The organism is Sphingopyxis sp. YR583, assembly GCF_900108295.1.
Classification (GTDB): Bacteria; Pseudomonadota; Alphaproteobacteria; order Sphingomonadales; family Sphingomonadaceae; genus Sphingopyxis.
Map to the genome: position 1 here is coordinate 389,624 of NZ_FNWK01000001.1, position 21,679 is coordinate 411,302.

The 21,679-nt window shown below is 65.8% G+C and carries 19 protein-coding genes and 1 tRNA gene; 2 read left to right on the forward strand and 18 right to left on the reverse strand.

Annotated elements, in window-relative coordinates; translation table 11 throughout:
* Positions 1 to 28 precede the first annotated feature (28 nt).
* Positions 29 to 1,750: a sulfatase-like hydrolase/transferase gene (locus BLW56_RS01755; RefSeq protein WP_177175755.1), complete on the forward strand. Its 1,722-nt coding sequence runs from the start codon at positions 29 to 31 to the stop codon at positions 1,748 to 1,750.
* A 49-nt stretch (positions 1,751 to 1,799) separates the two neighbouring features.
* Positions 1,800 to 3,320 (forward strand): lipopolysaccharide biosynthesis protein, encoded by a 1,521-nt coding sequence (locus tag BLW56_RS01760; RefSeq protein WP_093508953.1) that lies wholly within the window; start codon positions 1,800 to 1,802, stop codon positions 3,318 to 3,320.
* A gap of 10 nt (positions 3,321 to 3,330) precedes the next feature.
* On the opposite strand, the gene BLW56_RS01765 is transcribed toward BLW56_RS01760, so the two are convergent.
* The 18 genes from BLW56_RS01765 to BLW56_RS01850 all read right to left on the reverse strand — a co-directional run bounded on the left by BLW56_RS01765 (position 3,331) and on the right by BLW56_RS01850 (position 21,580).
* Positions 3,331 to 4,263, reverse strand: a complete 933-nt coding sequence (locus BLW56_RS01765) for a hypothetical protein (protein WP_143043325.1) — start codon at positions 4,261 to 4,263, stop codon at positions 3,331 to 3,333.
* 183 nt (positions 4,264 to 4,446) lie between these two features.
* Positions 4,447 to 4,522: transfer RNA gene (locus BLW56_RS01770), tRNA-Phe, on the reverse strand.
* Between the two features lie 84 nt (positions 4,523 to 4,606).
* On the reverse strand, positions 4,607 to 4,789 hold the full coding sequence (locus BLW56_RS01775; RefSeq protein WP_093508955.1) for a DNA gyrase inhibitor YacG: 183 nt from the start codon (positions 4,787 to 4,789) through the stop codon (positions 4,607 to 4,609).
* On the reverse strand, positions 4,779 to 5,771 hold the full coding sequence (locus BLW56_RS01780) for a ribonuclease (RefSeq protein WP_093508956.1): 993 nt from the start codon (positions 5,769 to 5,771) through the stop codon (positions 4,779 to 4,781). Before BLW56_RS01780 ends, BLW56_RS01775 begins: the two co-directional genes overlap by 11 nt.
* The gene (locus BLW56_RS01785; RefSeq protein ID WP_256203259.1) at positions 5,764 to 6,354 is read right to left on the reverse strand and encodes a Maf family protein; all 591 of its coding nucleotides are present in this window, start codon (positions 6,352 to 6,354) and stop codon (positions 5,764 to 5,766) included. The genes BLW56_RS01780 and BLW56_RS01785 overlap by 8 nt, the downstream gene beginning before the upstream one ends.
* On the reverse strand, positions 6,351 to 6,569 hold the full coding sequence (infA, locus tag BLW56_RS01790; protein WP_010162480.1) for a translation initiation factor IF-1: 219 nt from the start codon (positions 6,567 to 6,569) through the stop codon (positions 6,351 to 6,353). The genes BLW56_RS01785 and infA overlap by 4 nt, the downstream gene beginning before the upstream one ends.
* 83 nt (positions 6,570 to 6,652) lie before the next feature.
* Positions 6,653 to 7,519 (reverse strand): cupin-like domain-containing protein, encoded by an 867-nt coding sequence (locus BLW56_RS01795; protein WP_093508957.1) that lies wholly within the window; start codon positions 7,517 to 7,519, stop codon positions 6,653 to 6,655.
* Entirely contained in the window at positions 7,516 to 8,700 is a 1,185-nt protein-coding gene (locus BLW56_RS01800) for a GNAT family N-acetyltransferase (protein ID WP_093508958.1), read from the reverse strand. The genes BLW56_RS01795 and BLW56_RS01800 overlap by 4 nt, the downstream gene beginning before the upstream one ends.
* 78 nt (positions 8,701 to 8,778) lie before the next feature.
* Positions 8,779 to 10,674 (reverse strand): XrtA/PEP-CTERM system amidotransferase, encoded by a 1,896-nt coding sequence (locus BLW56_RS01805; RefSeq protein ID WP_093508959.1) that lies wholly within the window; start codon positions 10,672 to 10,674, stop codon positions 8,779 to 8,781.
* Positions 10,675 to 10,685: 11 nt separating this feature from the next.
* Positions 10,686 to 12,164, reverse strand: a complete 1,479-nt coding sequence (gene xrtA, locus BLW56_RS01810; RefSeq protein ID WP_093508960.1) for an exosortase A — start codon at positions 12,162 to 12,164, stop codon at positions 10,686 to 10,688.
* On the reverse strand, positions 12,161 to 13,366 hold the full coding sequence (locus BLW56_RS01815; RefSeq protein WP_093508961.1) for a TIGR03087 family PEP-CTERM/XrtA system glycosyltransferase: 1,206 nt from the start codon (positions 13,364 to 13,366) through the stop codon (positions 12,161 to 12,163). Before BLW56_RS01815 ends, xrtA begins: the two co-directional genes overlap by 4 nt.
* A gap of 11 nt (positions 13,367 to 13,377) precedes the next feature.
* Positions 13,378 to 14,433 (reverse strand): FemAB family XrtA/PEP-CTERM system-associated protein, encoded by a 1,056-nt coding sequence (locus BLW56_RS01820; RefSeq protein WP_093510732.1) that lies wholly within the window; start codon positions 14,431 to 14,433, stop codon positions 13,378 to 13,380.
* Between the two features lie 8 nt (positions 14,434 to 14,441).
* Positions 14,442 to 15,302: an XrtA system polysaccharide deacetylase gene (locus tag BLW56_RS01825; protein WP_093508962.1), complete on the reverse strand. Its 861-nt coding sequence runs from the start codon at positions 15,300 to 15,302 to the stop codon at positions 14,442 to 14,444.
* A 45-nt stretch (positions 15,303 to 15,347) separates the two neighbouring features.
* A complete protein-coding gene (locus tag BLW56_RS01830; RefSeq protein ID WP_093508963.1) occupies positions 15,348 to 16,565 on the reverse strand; it encodes an XrtA/PEP-CTERM system-associated ATPase in 1,218 nt (405 codons plus the stop codon).
* Positions 16,566 to 16,587: 22 nt separating this feature from the next.
* Complete coding sequence (locus tag BLW56_RS01835; RefSeq protein WP_093508964.1) at positions 16,588 to 18,303, reverse strand: hypothetical protein; 1,716 nt, start codon at positions 18,301 to 18,303, stop codon at positions 16,588 to 16,590.
* Complete coding sequence (locus BLW56_RS01840; RefSeq protein WP_093510733.1) at positions 18,303 to 19,325, reverse strand: P-loop NTPase; 1,023 nt, start codon at positions 19,323 to 19,325, stop codon at positions 18,303 to 18,305. The genes BLW56_RS01835 and BLW56_RS01840 overlap by 1 nt, the downstream gene beginning before the upstream one ends.
* A gap of 14 nt (positions 19,326 to 19,339) precedes the next feature.
* Complete coding sequence (locus BLW56_RS01845) at positions 19,340 to 20,875, reverse strand: XrtA system polysaccharide chain length determinant (protein ID WP_093508965.1); 1,536 nt, start codon at positions 20,873 to 20,875, stop codon at positions 19,340 to 19,342.
* 48 nt (positions 20,876 to 20,923) lie between these two features.
* Entirely contained in the window at positions 20,924 to 21,580 is a 657-nt protein-coding gene (locus BLW56_RS01850) for an XrtA/PEP-CTERM system exopolysaccharide export protein (RefSeq protein WP_093510734.1), read from the reverse strand.
* Positions 21,581 to 21,679: the final 99 nt, after the last annotated feature.

The window sequence follows — 21,679 nt, forward strand, 5'->3', positions numbered from 1 at the left end:
CCGAATTTCCGATCGCGAAGGATGGTTGATGCGGGCACAGAGTTTGCCGAGCCAAAGAACGCTGACCAAGACAATCCTGCTCGTCATCGGCCTGGCCTTCGAATTGCCCGACATCGCCGCGCGTATGGCGATGCTGGGGCTGACGCCCCGCCTGCTGATCTACGCCGGCCTTTACTGCGGGCTTGCCGCCTGCCTGTGGGGCGCCGCCTTTATCCGCCGGCCGCTGTTGCGCTGGGTCTGGGCCCTGCTGCTCGCTCTCGCGGCGATCCTCATCGGCAGCTTTCAGGGCGCCATCGGCGATGCGATGAGCTATGACGCGTTCGTCACGATGATCTATTCGGCGGGCTTCGCCGACGATGCCGTCGCGCAATATAGCGCGGCGATCGCCTGGTCTTCCGCCGGGGCGTTTTTCCTGTTCACCGGCATCGGGCTGAAACCCGGCGAGCGGACGCGCGTACCGGGCATTGCTTCCATGCTCGCCCCCGCTGTCGGGCTCTCAATGCTGACCCTTCTGCTCTTCATCCGCGGCGGCGAAGGCGGCCGCGGCCTGCCGAATGCGTGGGTGGGGATGGCCTATTCGGCGCTTGCGGCTGTTGAAATGGCGGCCCAGCCGTCGATGGCGCGGCAGCCCGTGACAATCGCGCATGGCCCGAGCGGACAGCAAGGCGATATCGTCCTGATCATCGACGAAAGCATTGCCGGTCGATATCTCGACATCAACGACCCGGCAGGCGTCCGGTCGGGCCTCTTGTCGCCGCCGACAGGCATCGCGGTCAGCAATTTCGGCCTCGCCGCATCGATCACCCATTGCAGCTTCGGAAGCAATCTGACGCTGCGTCATGGCGGAACGCGGGGCGCCTATCACAGGATCAACGCGACGATGCCGTCGATCTTCGCTTATGCGAAGCGGGCGGGATACGCGACGACCTATATCGACGCGCAGCGGACCGGCGGTTCGTATCAGAACGGCATGGACGATAACGAGCGGCGGCAGATCGATCATTTCGTCCAGTTCGACGACATCCCCGTCGTCGATCGCGACATGGCCGCCGCGGATGCGCTGATCGCCGCGCTGGGCAACGGCCGGCGCGACTTCGTCCTGATCAACAAGATGGGCGCGCATTTCCCCGTCGCCGACAAATATCCCGACAGCGCGCATATTTTCAGCCCCGCGCTGCCGCGCAACGAATCCGCCGTCGTGACCGAAACACAGCTTCCGGAGAATTTGTACAGCGGCACCGAAAGCTGGCGGCTTTACCGCAACAGCTATCGCAATGCGGTCGGGTGGACGGTGGGCGGCTTCTTCGACCGCCTGTTCGCCCGCGCGCGTCTCGACGGCGCGCTGATCGTCTACACATCCGATCACGGTCAGAATCTGCACGAGCGCGGCGATGCAGGCACGACAACGCATTGCAGCCCCTCGCCCGACGGCGAAGAGGGTGCGGTCCCGCTCGCGATCATCGACACCTCGGGGCGCTGGAATGCGGCCGCCAAGCGGAACTTCGATGGATCGAGTCACTATCGCATCTTCCCGACACTGCTCAATGCGATGGGTTATGACCCGGCGGCAGTCCGCCGTCATTATGGCGAAGCGCTCGATTCTCAGGCAGCCGATCCGGCAACGTTCAACAGCCTGTTTAACGCGCGGCTCGGGCGCAAGCCAATATGGGTCGAGGTTAGGCGCGCCACGGTGTCCCGTCCCCCGGTGAACGACTATGCCCCGCGCAAATCTGTCGCTGCACCGCGATGACGCGCGCGTGCAATGCTTTGCCAACGAATAGTTGCTAAGGCTGCCAATCATGTCAGGTCGCGCACTGCCCCCCGAAACCACGCTTGGCCCCGACGCCCCGATTTCGCCCGATTTCGGCCAGCAGGTGCGCCGCGCTGTCATCTGGCGTTCGGGCTCGCAGATCGCCGGCCAGATCGTCGCCTGGGCCTCGACCTTCCTCGTCATTCGCATCCTGACGCCCGAGGATTATGGCCTGTTCGCGCTGACGCAAGTGATGCTGATGCTATTCACCCTGCTCAACGGCTATGGCCTCGCGAGCGCGGCGATCCAGCGCGACGCGATCAGCCGGCACGAACTGCGGCAGATTTTCGGATTGATGCTGCTCCTCAACGGCGGGCTCGCGGTCGCACAGATTCTCTGCGCGCCGCTCGCGGCCGCTTATTATCGCCAGCCGATGGTCGCCGACCTGCTGCGCGTCCAGTCGCTGATCTATCTCACCATTCCCTTTTCGGCGCTTGCCTATGCCCAATTGGCCCGTTCGATGGAGTTTCAGCGTCAGGCGCAGGTCAATCTCGTCTCTGCGCTGATCGGCGCTGGCGTGGCGCTCGGCGGCGCGCTCGCCGGATGGGGCGTGTGGGCGCTCGTCTGGGCGCCGATTTCGATGTTCGCATCGCGCGCGCTGGGCCTGACGATCGCCGCGCGCAGCTGGATGTGGCCGAGCTTCGATTTCCGCGGCGCGGGTTCGATCGCGCGCTATGGCGGGCTGATGGCGGTCGGGCAATTGTTCGCCTTCGTCCAGAGCCAGGCGGATATCCTGGTCGCCGGCCGCTGGTTCGAAGCGCATCTGGTCGGCATTTATACGACCGCACTGCTGTTGACGCAGATTTTCAACAACAAGGTCGTGCCGCCGCTCAACGAAGTCGCCTTCGCCGCCTATGCGCGCATGCAAAATGACCGGCCGGCGCTTGCTGCCGGCTTCACCCGTTCGACACGCGCGATCATGGTCGCCGCAATGCCCTTTTTCTTCGGCCTCGCCGCGGTGGCGGAACCGCTTGTGCTCACCCTGCTCGGCGAAAAATGGCGTGAGATTGTGCCGCTGCTCCTGCCGCTGGCGCTCGCCATGCCCTTCTGGACCTTGTTCACATTGCTTCGCCCCGCAACCGACGCGCTCGGCCGTCCCGGCATCGCGTCGGGCAATGCCGTCGCGGGCGCGCTGCTGATGCCGGTCGTATTTCTGGTCGGCGCGCAGTGGGGTATCATCGGCATCGCATGGGCGTGGCTGGTCGCCTATCCCCTGTTGCTCGTCTTTGCCGCTGCCCGATCGTTGCCAGTCATCGGAATCCGCGCGGCCGACCTGCTTCGCGCCGTCGCACCGCCGGTGCTCGCCGCCGCAGCCATGGCGGCGTCGGTTATGCTGGTCGACCGCTTGCTACCTGAAATGCCCGAACCGATCCGGCTCGCCATACTCGTCGCTGCCGGGGGACCGGTCTATTGCCTGTGGCTGGCGCTGTTCGCGCGCGAGACGGTACGCGATCTGATCGGGATGGTCCGCGGCCGGCGCATGCCGGCCGATCCGGAAGCCGCGGTCTAGGGTCAGGACCCTAGGCGCGACCCAAGGCCGCCACGGCGGCGCGCGTCGCATCGATATAGGCGGTGCCGCTGAAACGATAGCTGCCGATGAAATGGACGAAGCGCGCATCGTCCGGTACCCCTTCGTCCCAGAAATTCAGATAATGATCATAAGGCAGCAGCAACGCACCGGGTTCGTTCGCGATGACCATATTCGACGTCACCTGCTCGCTGCCCCAGCGCGCCCACCGTTCGGCGCCGAGCAACCGCTCCGCCTCGCGCGAAAAGGCTTCGGCGAGCGTGCGACCGGAGCTGCCCCGCGCAAACCCCGCGAAACCGGAGCACCCGCGCACATAGAGCGGGCTCGCGACCATCGGCAGATTTACACGATCAAGACCGCTCTCGATCGCACCCTGCACATGTGCATCGGGATTGAACAGGAAAGCATCGTCCTCGGTCCGCGACGCCAGTTCGGCAAAGGACAAAAGCTGTGAATCGGGGTCGCCGCGCAAAGTGAAACTGCGGTTCCCGCCAATCGCTTCGGCAATCTCCGACACATCGCCCAGCGTGACGGTATCGGAATCGAGCTGGATCACATAATCGTGCGCGCGAATGTCGAGAATGGTGAGCAGCCGTTCCCAGGTGCCCCCGCGCGGACACGGACCCGTATCGACATCGGCAATCGAAATGATGCGCGGATTTCCAAGGTGCGCAGCAAGGATCGCCCGATCGGCGTCGGTCAGGGTTCCATCGTCAAGGATGGCGATCCGCCCCTTGCGGAGCTGCGCATGCAGCGATTTGACGGCGACCAGATAGGGCAGGAGAACTCGCGTGCCGATCATCGAAAACAGAACCACCCCGTCATCGGCGGGCACGACCGGCGGCGTATCCAGCACGGCGCGCGCAGCGGAGCGATGCTTATGCTCTTTCCACAACCGGTTGAGTTTGTTTACGATCCTGTTCATCGCCCGGCCGTAACACGCGCCGCAGCCCTTTGGTAGAGGCGATAATCTCAGCATTTGCGCCCTTTCAGGACGCTCACGCGCACGAGATATCCGGGCACCCTGGGAGCTATCGCCTTACGGATTCGAACCGTCGGCGCGCGAAGCCGCACATGGAAGGCCGGAGGTGTTTTTCTGTGAGGAAAGTGGTGCCTGGGGACGGGATCGAACCGCCGACACTGCGATTTTCAATCGCATGCTCTACCAACTGAGCTACCCAGGCAAACCGCTGCGGCCGGTCGGCCGCGCTGGCGAGCGGCGGCTATAGGCAGGGCTTTGCATCCTGTCCAGCACCTTTCTTCGCGATTTATCCCTCGTCGAAACGATCATTATCGGCTGTGCCGTCGGGCGCCTGATCGACCGCCACGCGATAGTCCTCACCGAACCAGTTCAGCAGATCGCGGTCGCGGCAACCGCGGCCGCAAAAGGGTTTGAACTCAGGGTCGCGCGGCTTGCCGCAGAGCGGGCAGCGCGGGGATTTACTGGGCATGGCCCACTCCTTTGACAGCCGGATCCGCGCTGAGACGGACGGTGCGGCCGGTACGCTGTTGCAGCGTCTCGGTCCAATCAGGGTGCGCGGCGATATGGTCGATCACGGCGTTTCTTGCGGTCAGCGTCAAAACGCCGGTCCCGACGGCGCGTTCCGCCTGCCGCAGCAACATCGCAGCATCGGTGGCGACGGGGTCGAACCGGACCTGCTCGACCAGCGAAGGGCGATCGCGCCGACGGATGATCTGCATGAAGCCGAAACCGTTGACCGCGGTGCGTTCGAACGGCGGAGGGAGCGCGGCGTCGATTGCCGCGTCGATCGCCTGACGTTCGGCGCGGCCGGGCAGCGACGGGAAATCGATACCGATCGATCCGCCGACATCGCAGCGACGGATCACCGCCGCCGCCGCCGCCGCGCCCGCTGTGGCGAGCGCCAGCGCCTCACCTTCGCCGTCGATATCGATCAGCAGCATCGCGGGCGTGGCATCGACCCAGAGCGCCCCGCCGGCAAACGGCCAATGGCCGGTGCGGACGCAGTCGATCATTTCGGACCACCCCGCCTGTTCGAGCCGGTCGGGATCGCTGGCGCGCAGGTCGACGACAGGACGGCCGCTCGCATTGATACGCGCGCGCAGGTCGGGCCCGTCCGAGATGGCCGAACCGGCCTCGGCGATCCGCGCACGGGCGGGCTTGTCGCGGCCGCGCTCACGCAGCGCCATGCGGGTGATTGCGACAGTCAGCCTGGACCCCAGAGGCGTCGACGGCGGCAGCGCGGCGAGCATCGCCTGCGGTTCGCCGGGCCAGTCGAGCGCGATGAGCGCGCCCTTGGCGCCCCGGCCCGCTTCCAACAGCTTCGCGCCGAGGATCGCACCTATGCGCGGCCCCTCGCCTTCGCGTTCGATCCGGGCTTCAACGATTTCGCCATCCGCGACCAGCGCTGCGCGCGTCTCGCCGATACCGGCTTCATAGAGCCACTCAGCCAAGCGGGATGCCCGCGCTGGTCAAAAGCGCCCGCGTCTCGAAAAGCGGCAGGCCGACGACGTTCGAATGGCTACCCGACAGGAAGCGCACGAAGGTTTCGGCGCGCCCCTGAATCGCATAGCCGCCCGCCTTGCCCATGCCTTCGCCCGATGCGACATAGCGGTCGATCTCGGTGGCGCCGAGCGCCTTGAACGCGACGATGGTGTCGACGACGCGCACGCGGGCCTTTCCATCGGTTCCGACGACGCAAATTCCCGAATAGACATGGTGCCGGCGCCCCGACAACAGGGCAAGCATGCGGCGCAGATCGGCCTCGTCGGCCGGTTTTTCGAGGATGCGGCGGCCAACCGCCACCGTCGTGTCGCCCGCGAGTATGACCTCGTCCGGCGCGCGCTCGACGGCGAGCGCCTTGCCTTTGGCGAGCCGGGCCACATAGTCGCGCGGCAATTCGGCCTTTAACGGTGTTTCATCGATTTCGGGCGCAGCGATGCGCGTCGGCTCAAGGCCGATCCGCGCCAGCAATTCGCGCCGGCGCGGTGAAGTCGAAGCAAGCACCAGCGCGGGAATGGTCGCCGCGCCGCTCACTTGAAGCGATAGGTGATCCGACCCTTGGTCAGGTCATAGGGGGTGAGTTCGACGAGCACTTCGTCACCGACCAGCACGCGGATGCGATTCTTGCGCATCTTCCCGGCCGTATGGCCCAGAATTTCGTGGTCGTTTTCCAGTTTCACGCGAAACATCGCGTTCGGCAGCAGTTCGACCACTTGGCCGCGCATTTCCAGAAGTTCTTCTTTCGCCATCAGTCCTCTATGGGTCGAAAATTCAAGGATGCGCGCCCATAGCCGCAATTCCTTCCAATTGAAAGCAATCTGTCACAGGGCTTTTACGACACGATGCGCAGCCGGCGGGCGATCCGCCAGCCGATCGTTTTCGCCCAGGCATAGCTTGGCCAGCGCGGGGGCATCCCGGGGTCGAGCCCCATGCGGCGCAGCGTCGCATTGGCCGCGTGCGCCTCGGACTCGCGATAGCTCCACTCGCTGCGCCATGTAATCGACAGCGAGATCGAGGGAGCGTCGCCGTTGGCGACGAAATGCGGCGCCATCACGGGCATCAACACCGCATCGCCCGGCCCCAGCGGAACCTGTTGCGCATCGCCATGATAGTCGTCCTGCCAGGGCAGGTTGCGATGGCCGCCAGTGTGATAGCGTTCATGCTCGCGGCGGTGGGCAAAGCGTTCGTCACCCGCGGGCCAGACATTCATCACCTTCCGTCCGCGCAGTTGCAGCAGGATATTATGCTCGGGATCGAAGTGGAACGGTGTGATCGACCCGGGCGACGAGATGAAGATGAACCCCTGCGGCGTCAGCATCGCGCCGGTCTGCTGCTCGACCACCGATGCCAGTTCACCGAGCAGATCCATGAGCAGGGTTCGATATTCGGGCACATTCTCGATATTCTTGAGCACCGCCCAGCTGCCGTTGCTGTCGATCGTGCGGATGGTTTCGCCGATCGACAGCCCGTTCGACGGCACATCTTCGGGGCGGATGCCGATCGGCACATTGCCGGGATTATATTCGACCTCGCTCGCAGGCAGATTTTCGCCGAGCCGCGCGAGCGCTTCGAGCGACAGCAAGGGGTGATCGGGCAGATGATGGCGCAAAAGCCCCGCCTGCAGCGGATAGAGAGCAGCGACCCGCTCGAGCGTTTCGGCGGGGAACACCGGATGTGTAATCGGCTGATGCGCGGTCATGTCGGGCTTTCTACTTCATTTTCGGGCGTCGCGGCACCCTTCCAGCGGCGCCAGAGCCGTTCGGTCCTTGTCAGCATGGTAAAGCGGAGGCGATCGGATGCGCCCGACAGGGGCGCATTGACCCACACGAGCGAACGGCGTTCGCGCCAGACGCTGTCGATCATCGGATGGCCGGGCGCCGCGCAGCTGTCGACCCATTCGATCTTCGGATCGTCGAGCAGATCGAGATTCGCCTGTTGCAGCAGCACGCCGGGAGAGAAGCGGGCATAATCCTCGTCGAACGCCGTCTTGAACGAAAAGCCGCCGGGCGGGCAAAGGAAGTTGACGAGCATCGCGAGCGGCCGGCCGTCGAGATCGAGCGCGCGCATGTCGAGCCTGCCCGCATCGCCTGCCGCAAGGAGGATCGCGTGGAACCACGCCTGCGTGTCGTTCTGGCTCGCGAGCGCCGATTTGGCGCGCCCCTTCCATCCGCGCGCCTCGAGCTCGAGGAAGGCGTCGATCCACGGATCGATCGCCTCGCCGGGCTGCCAGCGGCGAAATTGCACTGCGCCCTGCTCGGCCAGACGGTTCGCCTGCCGCCGCAATTCCTTCCGCTTCTTCGCGCGCACGGCGCCATCCCAATATTGCTCCGGCGACAACTCGCTTTCCAGCAGCGCGCGCTCCTCGCGGTGCACCACCTCGGCCTCGCCGCCGCGCGTCCGTGCGACATCGACCAGTGCGCGGTGGAGCGGGCCGTTCTCGGTCAGCCGCGGCAGGTGCACCAGCGTGCGCGCCCAGGGCACCGCGTCGCACCAGCCGAGCAGGATCGACCAGAACAATTTTTCAAAACCCGCGCGCACGAGCGGCAGCCCGAGAAAATGATTGGGGTGCGCCCAGCCGGTGACGTGGCGCAGCGGCAGCCGGCCATAGCGCGTTGCGGGGGCCACAGGCATGATGCCGATCACCGGACCCTCGCCACCGTCGCGAACGAGCACCAGCCGTGCGTAGCGTTCGGGATCGAGCAGATGCAACGCCGATTGCAGGCACCAGCGCTCGGCGAAGGGATTGGGTTCGCTCGCTTCGTCGGCGAGCCCGTCCCATGCCGCCGCAAGTTCGGGCGAAAGCGCCAGCGGATCGACCACGCGCACCGTGAACGGCGCGGCGTCGGTGGCTTTTGCGGGAAAGGCGGGATGAACCGTCATCGCGGCGAGCCTAGCATCCAAGCGTTAAGATGGCGTGGCGATTCGGCGGATATCTTCCGCGTACCGGCCCCGAAAATCCTATATTCCGAACAGCTTCGCCAGCGACTTTTCGAGCATGAAGAATTGCCAGATCAGGCGGCCATGGTCGCGCCGCCCCGACTGGTGCGCCGCCACGATGCGTTCGATCTCAGCCATGTCGAACCAGCCCGAACGCGCCAGCGTCGACGAGGTCGCCAGCGCCTTCGCCTGCTGGGTGAGCGGGCCACGGAACCACGCCGACACGGGCGTCACGAACCCCATCTTCGGGCGATAGAGAATGTCATGCGGCAGATAGCGTTCCATCGCCTGCTTCAGGATCGCCTTCCCCGTGCCGCCCTTGACGCGCATCGACGCGGGCAGGCTCGCGGCGAATTCGATCAGGCGATAGTCGAGCAACGGCTCGCGCGCCTCGAGGCTGACCGCCATGCTCATCCGGTCGGTCTTGGTCAGGATATCGCCAGGCAGCCAGATCATCAGATCGGCATATTGCGCGCGGTCGAGCGCTTCGCGCGCAGGCGCCTCGTTCATCGCCTTCCAGTATCGCGCTTCGGCGACATGATCGCCGAGCGCATGGACGGCAGTGTCGTTGAACAGTTTCGCGCGCTGCGCCGGCCCCGTCACCCCGACGGCTTCGGCATAGCCCTCCGCCCCGCTTTTCGACAGGCTCGCCAGCGTCGCGCGCGCGCGTAGCGGACGCGGTGCCCAGTCCATCTGCGGCCAGACATGCGACAGCGGTCCGAGCACGCCGCGGCGCAGGAAACCCGGGATCAGGCCGCGCAGCCTTTCTTCCTGATGCTGAAAGACAAGGCGGCGATAACCGGCGAATGCCTCATCCGCGCCATCGCCCGACAGGGCAACCGTCACCTCTTCGCGCGCGAGTTCGCACACCCGATAGGTGGGCAGCGCGCTGGCATCGGCGAAGGGTTCGTCGAACATGTCGGCAATTTTGTCGACCAGCTCGAAATCGCCCGACGAAACCGTGCGCGTGCGATGATCGGTCGCGAACCGCTCGGCGATCTGCTGCGCGTAGGCGGTCTCGTCGAGCGCCGCCTGATCGAAGCCGATCGTGCAGGTCTTGACCGCTTTCGCGCTCGCCTCGGCCATCAGCGCGACCACCGCGCTGCTGTCGACCCCGCCCGAAAGGAAGGCGCCGAGCGGCACGTCGGACACCATACGGTCGGTCACCGCCGCGCGCATCAGGTGGACGAGATGCTCGGCCGCCTCGCCTTCCGAAGCCCGCACGCGCTTCGAAAAATCGGGCGCCCACCAACGCGTCGGCGCCGGGACAGGCTTGCCGCGCTCGAGCATCAGATAGTGGCCGGCGGGCAATTTCTCGACGCCCGCGACGATGCAATTGTCGTCGGGGACGTAGCCGAAGGCGAGGAAATCCTCGATCGCCGTCAGATTCGCTTCCTGCCGCAGCAGCGGGTTGCGCAGCAACCCCTTAAGCTCCGATGCAAATGCCACCGACCCGTCCGACAGGCGGATAAAGTGGAGCGGCTTTACCCCCAGCCGGTCGCGCGCGAGGAACAGGCAGCCGCGCTGGTGGTCGTGGATCGCAAAGGCGAACATGCCGTTGAGCCGCGACAGGCAGTCGGGGCCCCACTGGCGCCACGCCGCGATGATGACTTCGGTATCGCCGCTCGTGCGAAACCGGTGACCGCGATCCTCGAGTTCGGCGCGAAGCTCGCGAAAATTATAGATTTCGCCGTTGTAGGTGAGCGTGACGATCTCATCATCGCTCGCCATCGGCTGCGGGCTGCCTGCGATATCGATGATCGAGAGGCGAAGATGGCCGAGCCCGACGCCGGGTGCGGTCCATTCGCCCGAACCGTCGGGGCCGCGATGCTGCATCGGCTGGAGCATCGCGCGGAGGCGCGCCGGGTCGACCGGCTTCGCCGTCTCCAGATGATAGATGCCCGCAATCCCACACATATAATGGAGGCCTAGCGGGTTTTGAGCGCGCGGTCAGCTATCGCTTTGACTCCGCCCGACGCGGAAACAAAATCGACTATCGCATTGCGGCCGCCCTGCCGCTCCTCGCTCGATATGATCAAGGACAGCGCGCGCGGATCGCCCCCGAACAACCGCGCCTTGAGCCCGGCCAGCTTTGCCGCGCGCGCGCTGCCCGTCACTTCGCCATCGACGACATACCAGGTCGCAGCATCGCGCAGCACCGGCCCCGGATGCAGCAACTGCTCGGTCTTTGCTCCCTCGACAGCCGGCAGCGCGGCGCTCCACGCCCATTTGCTGTCGGGATCGATCGCACCTTGCCCGAATGCGACGACCTCCCGCCCTTCGGCCTGACGTTCGTAACCGCCGATCGCGACGACCACCGCCTGCCCCTTGTCGTTGACAAAGCGCCGCAGCAGCCTTTGGTCGGCGCCATCGAAGCGCGGCGTCCACGCCTGTCCCCCGGCGCGCGCTTCGGTCCATCCCGGCGGCACGGCAAGGACCATTGCCGCGGGCAATGGCGCGCTGCGGCCGCCCATCAGATGGCCCCAGCCAACGAAAAGCAGGGGAACCGCAAGCGCGGCCGGCAGCACGGCTTTGGCCGGCCCGGCAAAGCGCGGCGCGCCGCCGAGCCGGCTCACATCGACCGCAGCGTCGTTCGCCGGCCGGTCGAACCAGCGGCTTGCGACGAGCATGACGATCAGGGTCACCGCACCGAAGAAGAACCAGCCATAGAAGATATGGTCGATCCCGCCTGCCGCCTCGATCCCCCAGATCTCCGCCGCGACCATCGTGCCATATGCGCGCAGCGCGTTGGCGAGGATCGTCGTCGCAAGCGCCGCCGACACAAAAACGATCCGCCGCACCCAGCTACGGAAGCAGAGATGCGCCGCGAATATGGCATAAGCGAGCATCGCGATCAGGAAATTGACCCCCGAGCAGGCTTCGGCGACCTCGAAGAAACCGGCGGGCGTGGTGATGAAGACCCCCTCCATCTCCGCCGGGATGCCCGAAAGATGGAGCAGGATCATGCTGATATGCGCGGTGAGCGTCTGGAGGAGCGGCACCAGCTCCTCGCCGAACGGCACGAGGAGCAGCGCGTAGCCCAATGGGAAAAGCAATGCGCGAACCAGTTTTTCGCCGAGCGTCACCGCGACCGCGCCCTGCAGCATCAGGATCAGGCCAAGTTGGCGGAACAGGCCGACCCCCGCCGCCTCGCCGACCAGCCACACAAGTCCGGCGCCCGCCATCCAGATCAGCGCGGGCCACCAAAAGGCCGGCGTCAGCGGCCGCAACAGCGCGGCCCGCTGTGACACCAGCCAGGCGATCATCGGTATGATCAGCAGGCAATGGGTAAAGGTCGAGCTGTTCCACCATATGCCCGCGACATCGGCGGCTTCGCGCCAGAAGATGGCGAGGATCGCGGCTGACAAAAGCGCCAGCGCACCCAGATGGCGCTGCCACAGCGTCATAACGGCAATCCCAGCAGATCGCCCAGCGGCGCAAGACGCGCGTCCCAGCCATAGCGGGCGATCATCCGCGCGCGCGCGGCCTGCCCCATCGCGGCGGCGGCGGCCCGGTCGTCGAAGAGCGAGCCGACGGCATCGGCCATTGCGGCCGCATCATCGGCGACAAGCAGATGCTCGCCCGGCGCCGCGTCGATTCCCGTCGCGGCAGCGGCGCTTGCCACCACCGGCCGCGCCATCGCCATCGCCTCGAGCAGCTTGTTCTGGATACCGCGAGCAAGCAACAGCGGCGCGACCACCGCATCGGCAGCCGCCAGCCAGGGGCGCACGTCGGGCACCTCGCCGGTCACCGTAACGCCGGGCAGTTTTTCGAGGGCCCGCACCTCGTCGGTCGGCGCGCGGCCGACGATCGCAAAGCGTGCCTGACCGTGGCGCTGGCGGATCAGCGGCAACATGTCCGTCGCGAACCAGCGTACCGCGTCGATGTTGGGACGATAATCCATCTGGCCGGTAAAGACCGCCATCGGCCCCGCACCGGCGTCGACGGGCTCCAGCGCAATTCCCGGATCGAACCGATCGGTGTCGATGCCATTTTCCAGTGCTCGCACCTTGTCGGCGCCCAGACCGCTCCGGCCGCGAAACAGCGCCGCCTCGGCCTCGCTGACGAACAGGCTGGCATCGACCACGCGCGCCACATCGGCTTCATATGCGCCCAGCTTCGCGGCTTCGCGCCTGTGAACCCAGTTCAGCGGCTGGCGCCCGTCCTGCTCGGCATAGGTCGCGAATTTGGCGGAATCGACGTCGACGAAATCCATCAGCACCGGGCCATCGAAACCGGCCGGGATATATTGCGCCATCTGGCCTGAGAAGGCGACGATATGGGTGATGCCGCCCTGCCCGACGAGTTTGTCGACGTGGCGCGCCAGCGCGCTGTTGCGGAACAAATGGTTCGACACCGGCTCGCCGCGCAGCACCGCCTGCGCCAGCGCGACGGGCCGCGAAACCTTGCGCACCTCGATGACCAGGCTCTTGCAAAGCGGCGACATCTTCGCATGGGCGATCCCGGCGTCCGCTGCATTGTCGGCGAGCGCGGCGACATGCACCGGCGCCAGCTTTGCCAGCGCCTCGAACATGTGCCAGCTACGGATCCGGTCGCCGCGGTCGGGGGGCCATGGCGCGCGGTGGACGAGGAACAGGATTTCGGCCATTCAGCGGCGTCTTACCCGAGGCCGCGGGCGATCAGCGGGCCGATCCGGTTCGCCGCCCACAGCGGCAGTTTCTTCCACAGGTCGACTTGTAGCCGGTATTTGGCGCTGTTCGGATTGGTGTCGCGCGCAGCCTCCCCCGGCGCGAGCCATCGGGCGTAAACCAGCGACTGCGGCTCGAAGCCCCAATTTTTTTTATAGGCGAAGGGGCCGGTGCCGAGCTTCGAACGACCGAAATCGAAGCGCGTGCAACCCCTCTTTCGGGCGTGGCGCATGAGGGCGAAATACATGAGTTCGTTGGCGCGGAGACGGCGCGCTTCGCCGGTGCCACCGCCCCAATAGGGCATCACCGTGCCGCGCCAATAAAGGCTCAGGACGCTCGCGACCGGACGCCCGTCCTCGCGCACGGTCAAAATGTCCGCGGCGTCGCCAAAAGCATCGAGAACGGCATCGAAAAGCGCTTTCGGAAAGACCGGCGTTCCAAGATTGCGAACGCTTGTTGCATAGATGCGATAATGATCGCGGCGTTCGGCCGCGTCGCGCCCCGTCGTCACCGTGAGCGCGCTCTCCAGAACCTTGCGGACCTCGGCCCGCTGCTTGCGCGGGATGGCAAGGAGTTCGGCATCGTCGTCGGGGGCAAGGTCGCGCGCGAAGCCAGCGTAGACGCCCTCCTCGCGGCTCCAGCCCTCGCCATCGACCGGCGGTCCGCCACGCAGTTCGACCGACGGAACGCCGAGAGACTTTGCCATGTCGGCAGCGCCCTGCGCGAGCGTCGCTGCGATCGCGGGATTGTCGGCGAGGATGCCGCCGTCGACGGCAAAGCCGCTGCCCACCAGCGCCTGACCGAACAGGGGCGAGCGGATATGATGGAGCGGAAGGATGCCGGTCAGCGCGCCGGTCGCGTCGCGTGCGGTGACGAGGTGGCAACGATGACCGGTAGCCTTGGTGATCGCCTCGCACCACGCGCGGCTATGGAAGGGCGTCGCATCGGGATGCGCGGCGACATAGGCGTCCCATTCGCCCGCGTCGGACAGTGGCGCGCCGGAAAAATCCTGCTTCACGGCAAGCATCGGCGCGTTCACGCCGCGGCGCGCCACGGCAACGCGCGCTGCTGCTGCGCGGGCAGCAAGGCGTCGGCGCGCGTCCATTCGAAATCGGCGAGCAGCCTCTTCAGCTTGCCGGCCATCGCCGACAGACCGCTGTAATGGCGGATCTTCGACCGGAGAGGCGCTTCGGCGACGCGCGGCTGACCGGGGTCGATTTCCCATGGATGGAAATAGAGGATCGCCGGATGCCCCTCTTCGTTCATCCGCGCGATCGCCCAGCGCGTGAAGCCATAAGGCAGCATCCGCATGAAGCCGCCACCGCCCGCCGCAAGCGTGCGCCCGGCAAAGCGCGCGGTCGTGACCGGCCATTCGACGAGGTCGCTGTCGGCCAGCGGGCGCCACGCGTGGCGTGGGCTTTGCGGCCAGCCATAATGATCGTGGACGACGGGTGCGACGCTCGACGAATAGGCATAGCCCTGTTCGGCGAGCACGGCATGCGCCCACGGCGTGCGCGTATCGACCGAGAAGCTCGGCGCGCGATAGCCGCGGATCGCCACGCCGCCCAAGTCTTCGAGGATCGTCCGCGTCTTCTTGAGGTCCGTCGCAAATTCATCGGCGGTCAGGTTGAAGACGCGTTTGTGGTCGTAGCCATGGCTTGCGAGTTCGTGCCCGGCATCGGTGATACGCTTGATCAGCGTGGGATAGCGTTCGGCGACCCAGCCCAGGGTGAAGAAGGTTCCCTTGGCGCCCGCGTCGGCGAAAATCTGTAGCACCGCGTCGCAATTCGCCTCGACCCGGCATTCAAGCGTCGGCCAGTCGGCACGGTCGATCGTGCGCTCAAAGGCACCGACCTGGAACCAGTCCTCGACATCGACCGACAGGCCGTTCTGCATTTTTCCTCACCTTCATCAGCGGGATAGCCGATTTCGGCCGGCTTGTCAGGCGGCCCAGGTCCGCGAGTTCGCCGGATTGGGCGCATTGTCCGGATCGCGTTCGACCCATTCGATGAGCAGGTCGAGCACGCGGCGGAGCGCGGCGTCCTGTTCGACGAGGCGTTCCTCGAGCGACGCGATCTGCTTTTCGAGCGCGGCAAGCTGTTCGGGGTCGATCGCGGGCGCGGCCGGAGCCACCTCGGGCGCGACGACGGGCGCCTGTTCGGCGGGCGCTGCGAAAGGTGCGGGGCCGTCGGCAACCGGCGCTGCGGCACGCGACGGCCATTCCGGCGTGGTCTCGTTCGCGGCCTGCGGCGCGGCGAAAGGCGCGGGAGTCGGCGCGACCGCCGTGGCGGCAGCGGCGACAATCTCGTCGACCGGCAGCGGCGCAAGCGTCGCCGCGTCGATGCCGCGATCGGCCTCGATCTCCGCAACCACCGAGCGCACATTCTGCGCGGTGATGCGGTGCATCTGTTCGACCGCGCCATAGAGCAGAAGGCGGCTGACCAGCACGTTCAGCTTGCGCGGTACGCCCTCGCTATATTCGAAGATTTCCTCGAACGCGTCGGGGCTGAAGCTGGGGTTGCCCGTCCAGCCGACCTTGCCGAGGCGGTGCAGGATATAGGGTTCGACCTCCTCGGGCTCCATCGGGTCGAGGTGGTGTGTCGCGATCACGCGCTGGCGCAGTTGCTCCAGCGTCGGCGAGTGAAAGAGCGTCTGGCGGAATTCGGGCTGACCGAGCAGGAAGATCTGGAGCAGCGAATGGCCGCCGAGCTGGAAGTTCGACAGCATGCGCAACTCTTCGAGCGCCGAGATCGCCAGATTCTGCCCTTCGTCGACGATCAGCAGCGTGCGGCGACCGGCGCGCGCCTGTTCGCGCAGATATTCCTCCATCGAACGCAGCAATTCGGCCTTGCTCTGCCCTTCCCACTCGATGCCGAATTGTTCGGCGACGAGGCGGAGAAGGTCGTCGCCCTCGACCTGCGTCGACACCAGCTTGACCGCGGTCAGGCGGTTGGGGTCGATCGTGTTCATCAGATGGCCGACGAGCGTCGTCTTGCCCGCGCCCACATCGCCGGTGATGACGATGAAGCCTTCGCCCTGCGCAAGACCATAGCCGAGGTAGGACATCGCTTTCCGGTGCGTGCCGCTCTCGAAATAGAAATGCGGGTCTGGCGTCAGCTGGAACGGACGTCCGGTGAAACCATAGAACTGATCGTACATCGCAAAAATTCCCGTTGCTTGGTCAGAAGTTGTAACGAAGTCCCACCAAAGCTGAACCGATAAGCTGACTGTTGAAACCTTCTTGGTCGAAGGCATTGATGCTGGCCGCGGCCGTCCCCGTCAGGCCGCGCCAGAAGCGCCGCGAATAGGATGTCGTCAGCCCCGCCGACTGAACCTCGCTGGCGCCCGGCGCGCCATTGTCGAAATAATTGACATAGCCCGACAAGGTGAGGTCGGAATCGACGTCGAGCTGACGCCCCGCCGACAGGAAGAGATAATAATTCTCGTCCTTGATTCCGTTGAGATTGCCGATCGGCGACAGCAGCGGCGCGAGCAATTTGCGCCGGTCGTAACCGATGCCGACGCCATAATTCCAGCCGCCGAAGCGCGACGACAGCGACGCCTGTATGCCACGGCTGCGATATTGCGCCGAGGTCGCGTTGCCGAGCTGGTTGCTGAGACAGCCGCCGCCCTGCTGGCCGAAGACGCAGGGGTCGATGTCGCCACTGATCGGATTGCGCGTCGGGTCGAACTGCGTCGGCAGCGCGGCAAGCCCGCCCGACAGGCCGCGACCGAAGCTGGAGAGCCCGTCATAAACGCCGACCTGGATCGAGGTCGCATGATCGGCGCGATAGGAAAAGCTGCCCGTATAGATGGTGTCGCCATAGCGGCGGCCGACCTTGGCGGTCAGCGAGGTACGGCGGCTCGGCTGCCACATCACCCCGGCGTCCCAGATCAGCCCGTCGGTATCGAACGACAGCTGGCGCGGTGCCGATTTGTCGGTGATGAAGCGGCCGTTCGCATCGCGCACCGGCACGCCATTCGCATCGACGACCGGGTTGCGCTGGCCGATCTCGATATCCTCGTAACCGACGCCGCCGAGCAGCGCGACGGTCGGCCCGATCGGCATCGTTACATCGGCGCGGGCGAATTTGCCCTCGTAACGCTGGTCGAGCTGGCTCGCATCCTCGCGCTCATACCCGCCCGACACCTGCCATCCGAACGGCAGGTCGCCGGGCCGCGCGCCGACGCTGGCCCAGGCAACATGGTTGGTCGAGCTGTCGAAAATATCCTGCGGCTGCGTTCCCGGCGACAGGATCGCAGGTTCGTCGACTTCGACCTTGGTATAGCCGAAACGATAACCCGCCCCGACGTCGAGCCCGCCGATGCGCCGCGCGAAGGTCGGGCCGGCGTATAGCGAATATATGTCCGCGGTGTTGCTGGCATCGCCGATGAACAGCCCGCTCGCCGCGCCCTGTCCGTCGGCGCGGGCGCGCGTCGCGAGCGCGCCGGCTTCGAGGTTGAGGCCGCGCGCAGCCTCGATCCGGCCGCGGAGAAGGCCGCTGACAACATCCGAATCGCCGAGATTGTCATTCCATCCGATGCGATGTTCGTAGCGCACCGATCCTGCAAGTTCGGCGCGGTTGGTCACGATCGACGCGTCGACGCCGACTGCAAGGTTCGTATAGGTGAGGACGTCGCCGCCATTCTTGAGGTCGGCGGTCAGCACCTGGTCGATTTCGAGATAAGGGCTGACGTCGACCGTCCGCTGGGTACGGCGGCGATCGGCGCGTTTTTCCGAACGCCCTTTTTCGGGCGCCGACGCACCCGCCGACGCGGCGTCACCGCCGCCCGAACCGGGATTGCCCGAAAATTGCGCATGCGCGCCCGTCGCCGCCCCGGCGAGCAGCAAGGCCGCCAGCGTCGACACATGACGCATGGTGGTGATGGTGCGCATCACGCGCCTCCTTGTCCGTAATAGGTGCCGAAGCGGCGGCCGCCCGGCGAATATTTGACGCCGTTGAGCAGCAGCTGGATGTGCGGGCACGCGCCCATCAGGCCGATCGCGTCGCGCAGCGCCGATTCGAGCGTTTCGTCGGCGCGCACGACCATGATCGTCTGCCCGACATGCCCGGCGAGCACCGCCGCGGGCGATGCCGCGAGCACCGGCGGCGAATCGATGATGAGAATGCGGCCCGGCGCGCCCTGTTCGAGCTGCGCGAACAAAGCCTCGGTCCGCGCCGAGGCGAGCAGTTCGGTATCGTGCATATGGCCGGTGCCCGCGGGCATGACCTTCAGGCCCGGAATATCGGTCTGGATCAGGCAGTCGCCCACCGCCAGGTGCGGATCCGCGAGCGCGTCCATCAGGCCGGGGCCGTCGTCGAGCCCCAAGGCTTCGAGTACGCTCGGCTTGGCGATGTCGGCGTCGATCAGCAGCACGTCGTGATCGGCCTCGACCGCAAGGCTCAATGCGAGGTTCACCGCAGAGAAGGTCTTGCCTTCGCCCGGGTTCGCCGAGGCGATCAGCACGCGGTGGCCGCGCGGCAGGACCGGACGATTGCCGGTACCGCCGAAATTGCGGATCAGCTCGCGCTTCACGATGCGATATTCTTCGGAGATGCCCGTGACGGGGGTTCCCGGCACGATCATGCCACGCGATGTCAGTCGTTCGCGATCGATCGTTCCCTGCCGCGACGGTATGATGGCGGGCGCGGCTTTGGCGACGTCCTTGCGCGGCGACGGCTTCGGTGCCGCGGCCGCAGCTTCGACAGCCGGCGCCGCCTCGACGACAGGCTCGATGATTTCAGGCTTCGTCGCTTCAACGACCGGCTCAACGACCTTCTTCACCTTTTTCGGCGTTTCGGGCGGCAGGCTCGACAGGTCGATCGTCGGCGCGTTGGCGGCGGGATCGAGGCCGAACATGTCAGCCGCGCGTTCAAGGAGCGAGGGCGGGCGCTTGACTTTGCGTTGGTCGTTCATGTCATCGTCCCCCGTCACGCAACCATGCCGCGCTGGATGAATTCCGCGATCAGCAACAGGGCATAAAGGCCCACGAGCGCCCCACCGCCGCCGGCCAGCCAGACGAGCTTTTTGCGCCGGTCGAGATGGCGTTCGGGCGTCACCACTTCGGTGATCGAGCCGATCACGGGCAGCCCGCTCGCGCGTTCGAGCTTGGCCGCGGTCGCATAGCTGGCACGCACCTGGCCGAGGCCGAAGGCCGCGCCGATACCACCGCCGATGCCCGCGAGCAGGACGAGCGTCAGGAACAGCGGCCGGTTGGGCGCTGCAGGACTGGTCGGTTTCGACGGCGGGTCGAGCAGTTCGATCTTGATCGCGTCGGTTTCGGTCTGGACCGAGCCGCGCAGGCGCACCTGTTCGCGCTGAGCGAGCAACTTGTCATACTGCGCCTTGAACGCGGTATATTCGCCATTGATCCGGTCATATTCGGCGGCAATCCCGGGGTTCTGGATCTGCTGCGCCGTGATTTTCGATATGTCGCCCATCAACTGGCCCTTGCGCGCAGACAGCGCGCTGACCGTTGCCTGCCGTTCGGCGCGCATCGCGGCGAGCGAGGCATAGGCCGGGTTCTGCATCCCGCCACCGCCGCCACCCGTGCCTTCGCGATCGGCCATGGCTTTGAGCGACGCGATCTGGCTTTTCAGCGCGATGATGTCGGGGTGCGCGTCGGTCAGGCCGCGCGCGCGCATCGACGACAGTTCATTCTGCGCCCCGGCAAGCTGCTGACGCGCGACGCCGCCGCCGACACCGCCACCCGCCCCCGGGATCGACTGGGGTGTCGAGGCGAGCTGGCCGTTCGCGGCAGCCAGCTGCGCCTGCGCCGACACGAGCTGCGAATCGATCTGGCTGAGTTCGGCGCGCGCCGCATCGACACGCTGCGCCGGCGATCCGGCGCCGCCGGGGATCATGCCAATATTCTGCGCTTCGAACGCGCCGCGGCGCGCTTCGACCTCGCGCAGCGCCTTTTCGCGATCGGCGATCTGGGCGTCGAGGAATTTCAGGCCTTCGCGCGCGTTCATCCGGCCGCCACGAAGCTGATCGTCGCGAAAGACGGTGATCAGGCTGTCGAGAACGCCCGAGGCAAGCTTTGCATTGTCGGCGTCGGACAGGCTGCCGACCGCGACGCTCGAGGTGATTTCGAAGATGTTGTCCTGCTGCGGAACGACCTTGATATTCTTTTGCAGCATCGCGACGGCGCCGGCCTTGTCGCGCTCGCTGGCGCCGGCGGGGAGCAGGCCCGTCGTCGCCGCAACCTTTTCCATGTTGCGCGCGCTGGTCAGCGTTTCGCGGATCTGGTCGATCTGCGGACGTGCGCCGCCGATCTGTGCGTCGTCGGGCAGGATTTCGTTGACGTCGACGAGCAGGCGCGCGCGGCTGTCATAGCGGTTGGGGATCGACGCGATCGCGAGCCAGCCGAGGATGCAGATGCCCCACGCCACCGCCAGCACAAGCCACCGGCGCGTCCAGACGCTGTGCAGCGCGACCCGGAATTCGTCGTAAAGGCTGTTCATCGCTCGAAATCTATCCTTGGGAGATGGGTGGGTGGCCGCCGGTCGATATCAGAACATGCTTTCGGGGATGATGATCACATCGCCCGGCTGAAGCCGCACGTTCGCTTTGATATCGCCGCGCTTGATCAGGTCATTAAGCCGCAGGCCGAACTCCTGCTGCTTCCCACTGCCCTTGTCGAAACGGACGAGTCGCGCCTTATTCCCTGCGGCATATTCGCCCAGCCCGCCGACTGCAATCATTGCGTCGAGCACGGTCATGTTGGCGCGGAACGGGATCGAAGCGGGTTTTTCCGTCGCACCGACGACCCGCACCTGCTGTGAGAAGGTGCTGTTGAAGCTGGTGACGATCACGCTGACGATCGGGTCGGTGATATATTGGCTGAGCTGGAGCTTGAGGTCCTGCTGCAACATCGTGGGGGTTTTCCCCACCGCGGGCATGTCGGTGATCAGCGGCGTGGTGATGCGGCCGTCGGGACGGACCTGTACCTTGCCGCCGAGTTCCGGGTTGCGCCACACAAAGATCTGGAGCTCGTCGAGCGGGCCGATGATGTATTCCTCGCCCGGCCCTTCCTGGTTCGCGACGAAATTGGCGCTGGGCAGTTGCGGCGCGGGACCGCCGGCGCCCATGCAACCCGTCAACGCGGTCGCGGCAATGCCCGAAACCAGCGCGATGCGCGCGACACGGAGCGAGGGGAACGAAGCCATAATCCAATCAACCTTTCGAGCCGTCAGGGGGACCGCGTTCCGGAAACTCCGCGGCGACAGCCATTGCGTCAGCTTCCGCAATTGCTCGAAAAGGGTGAA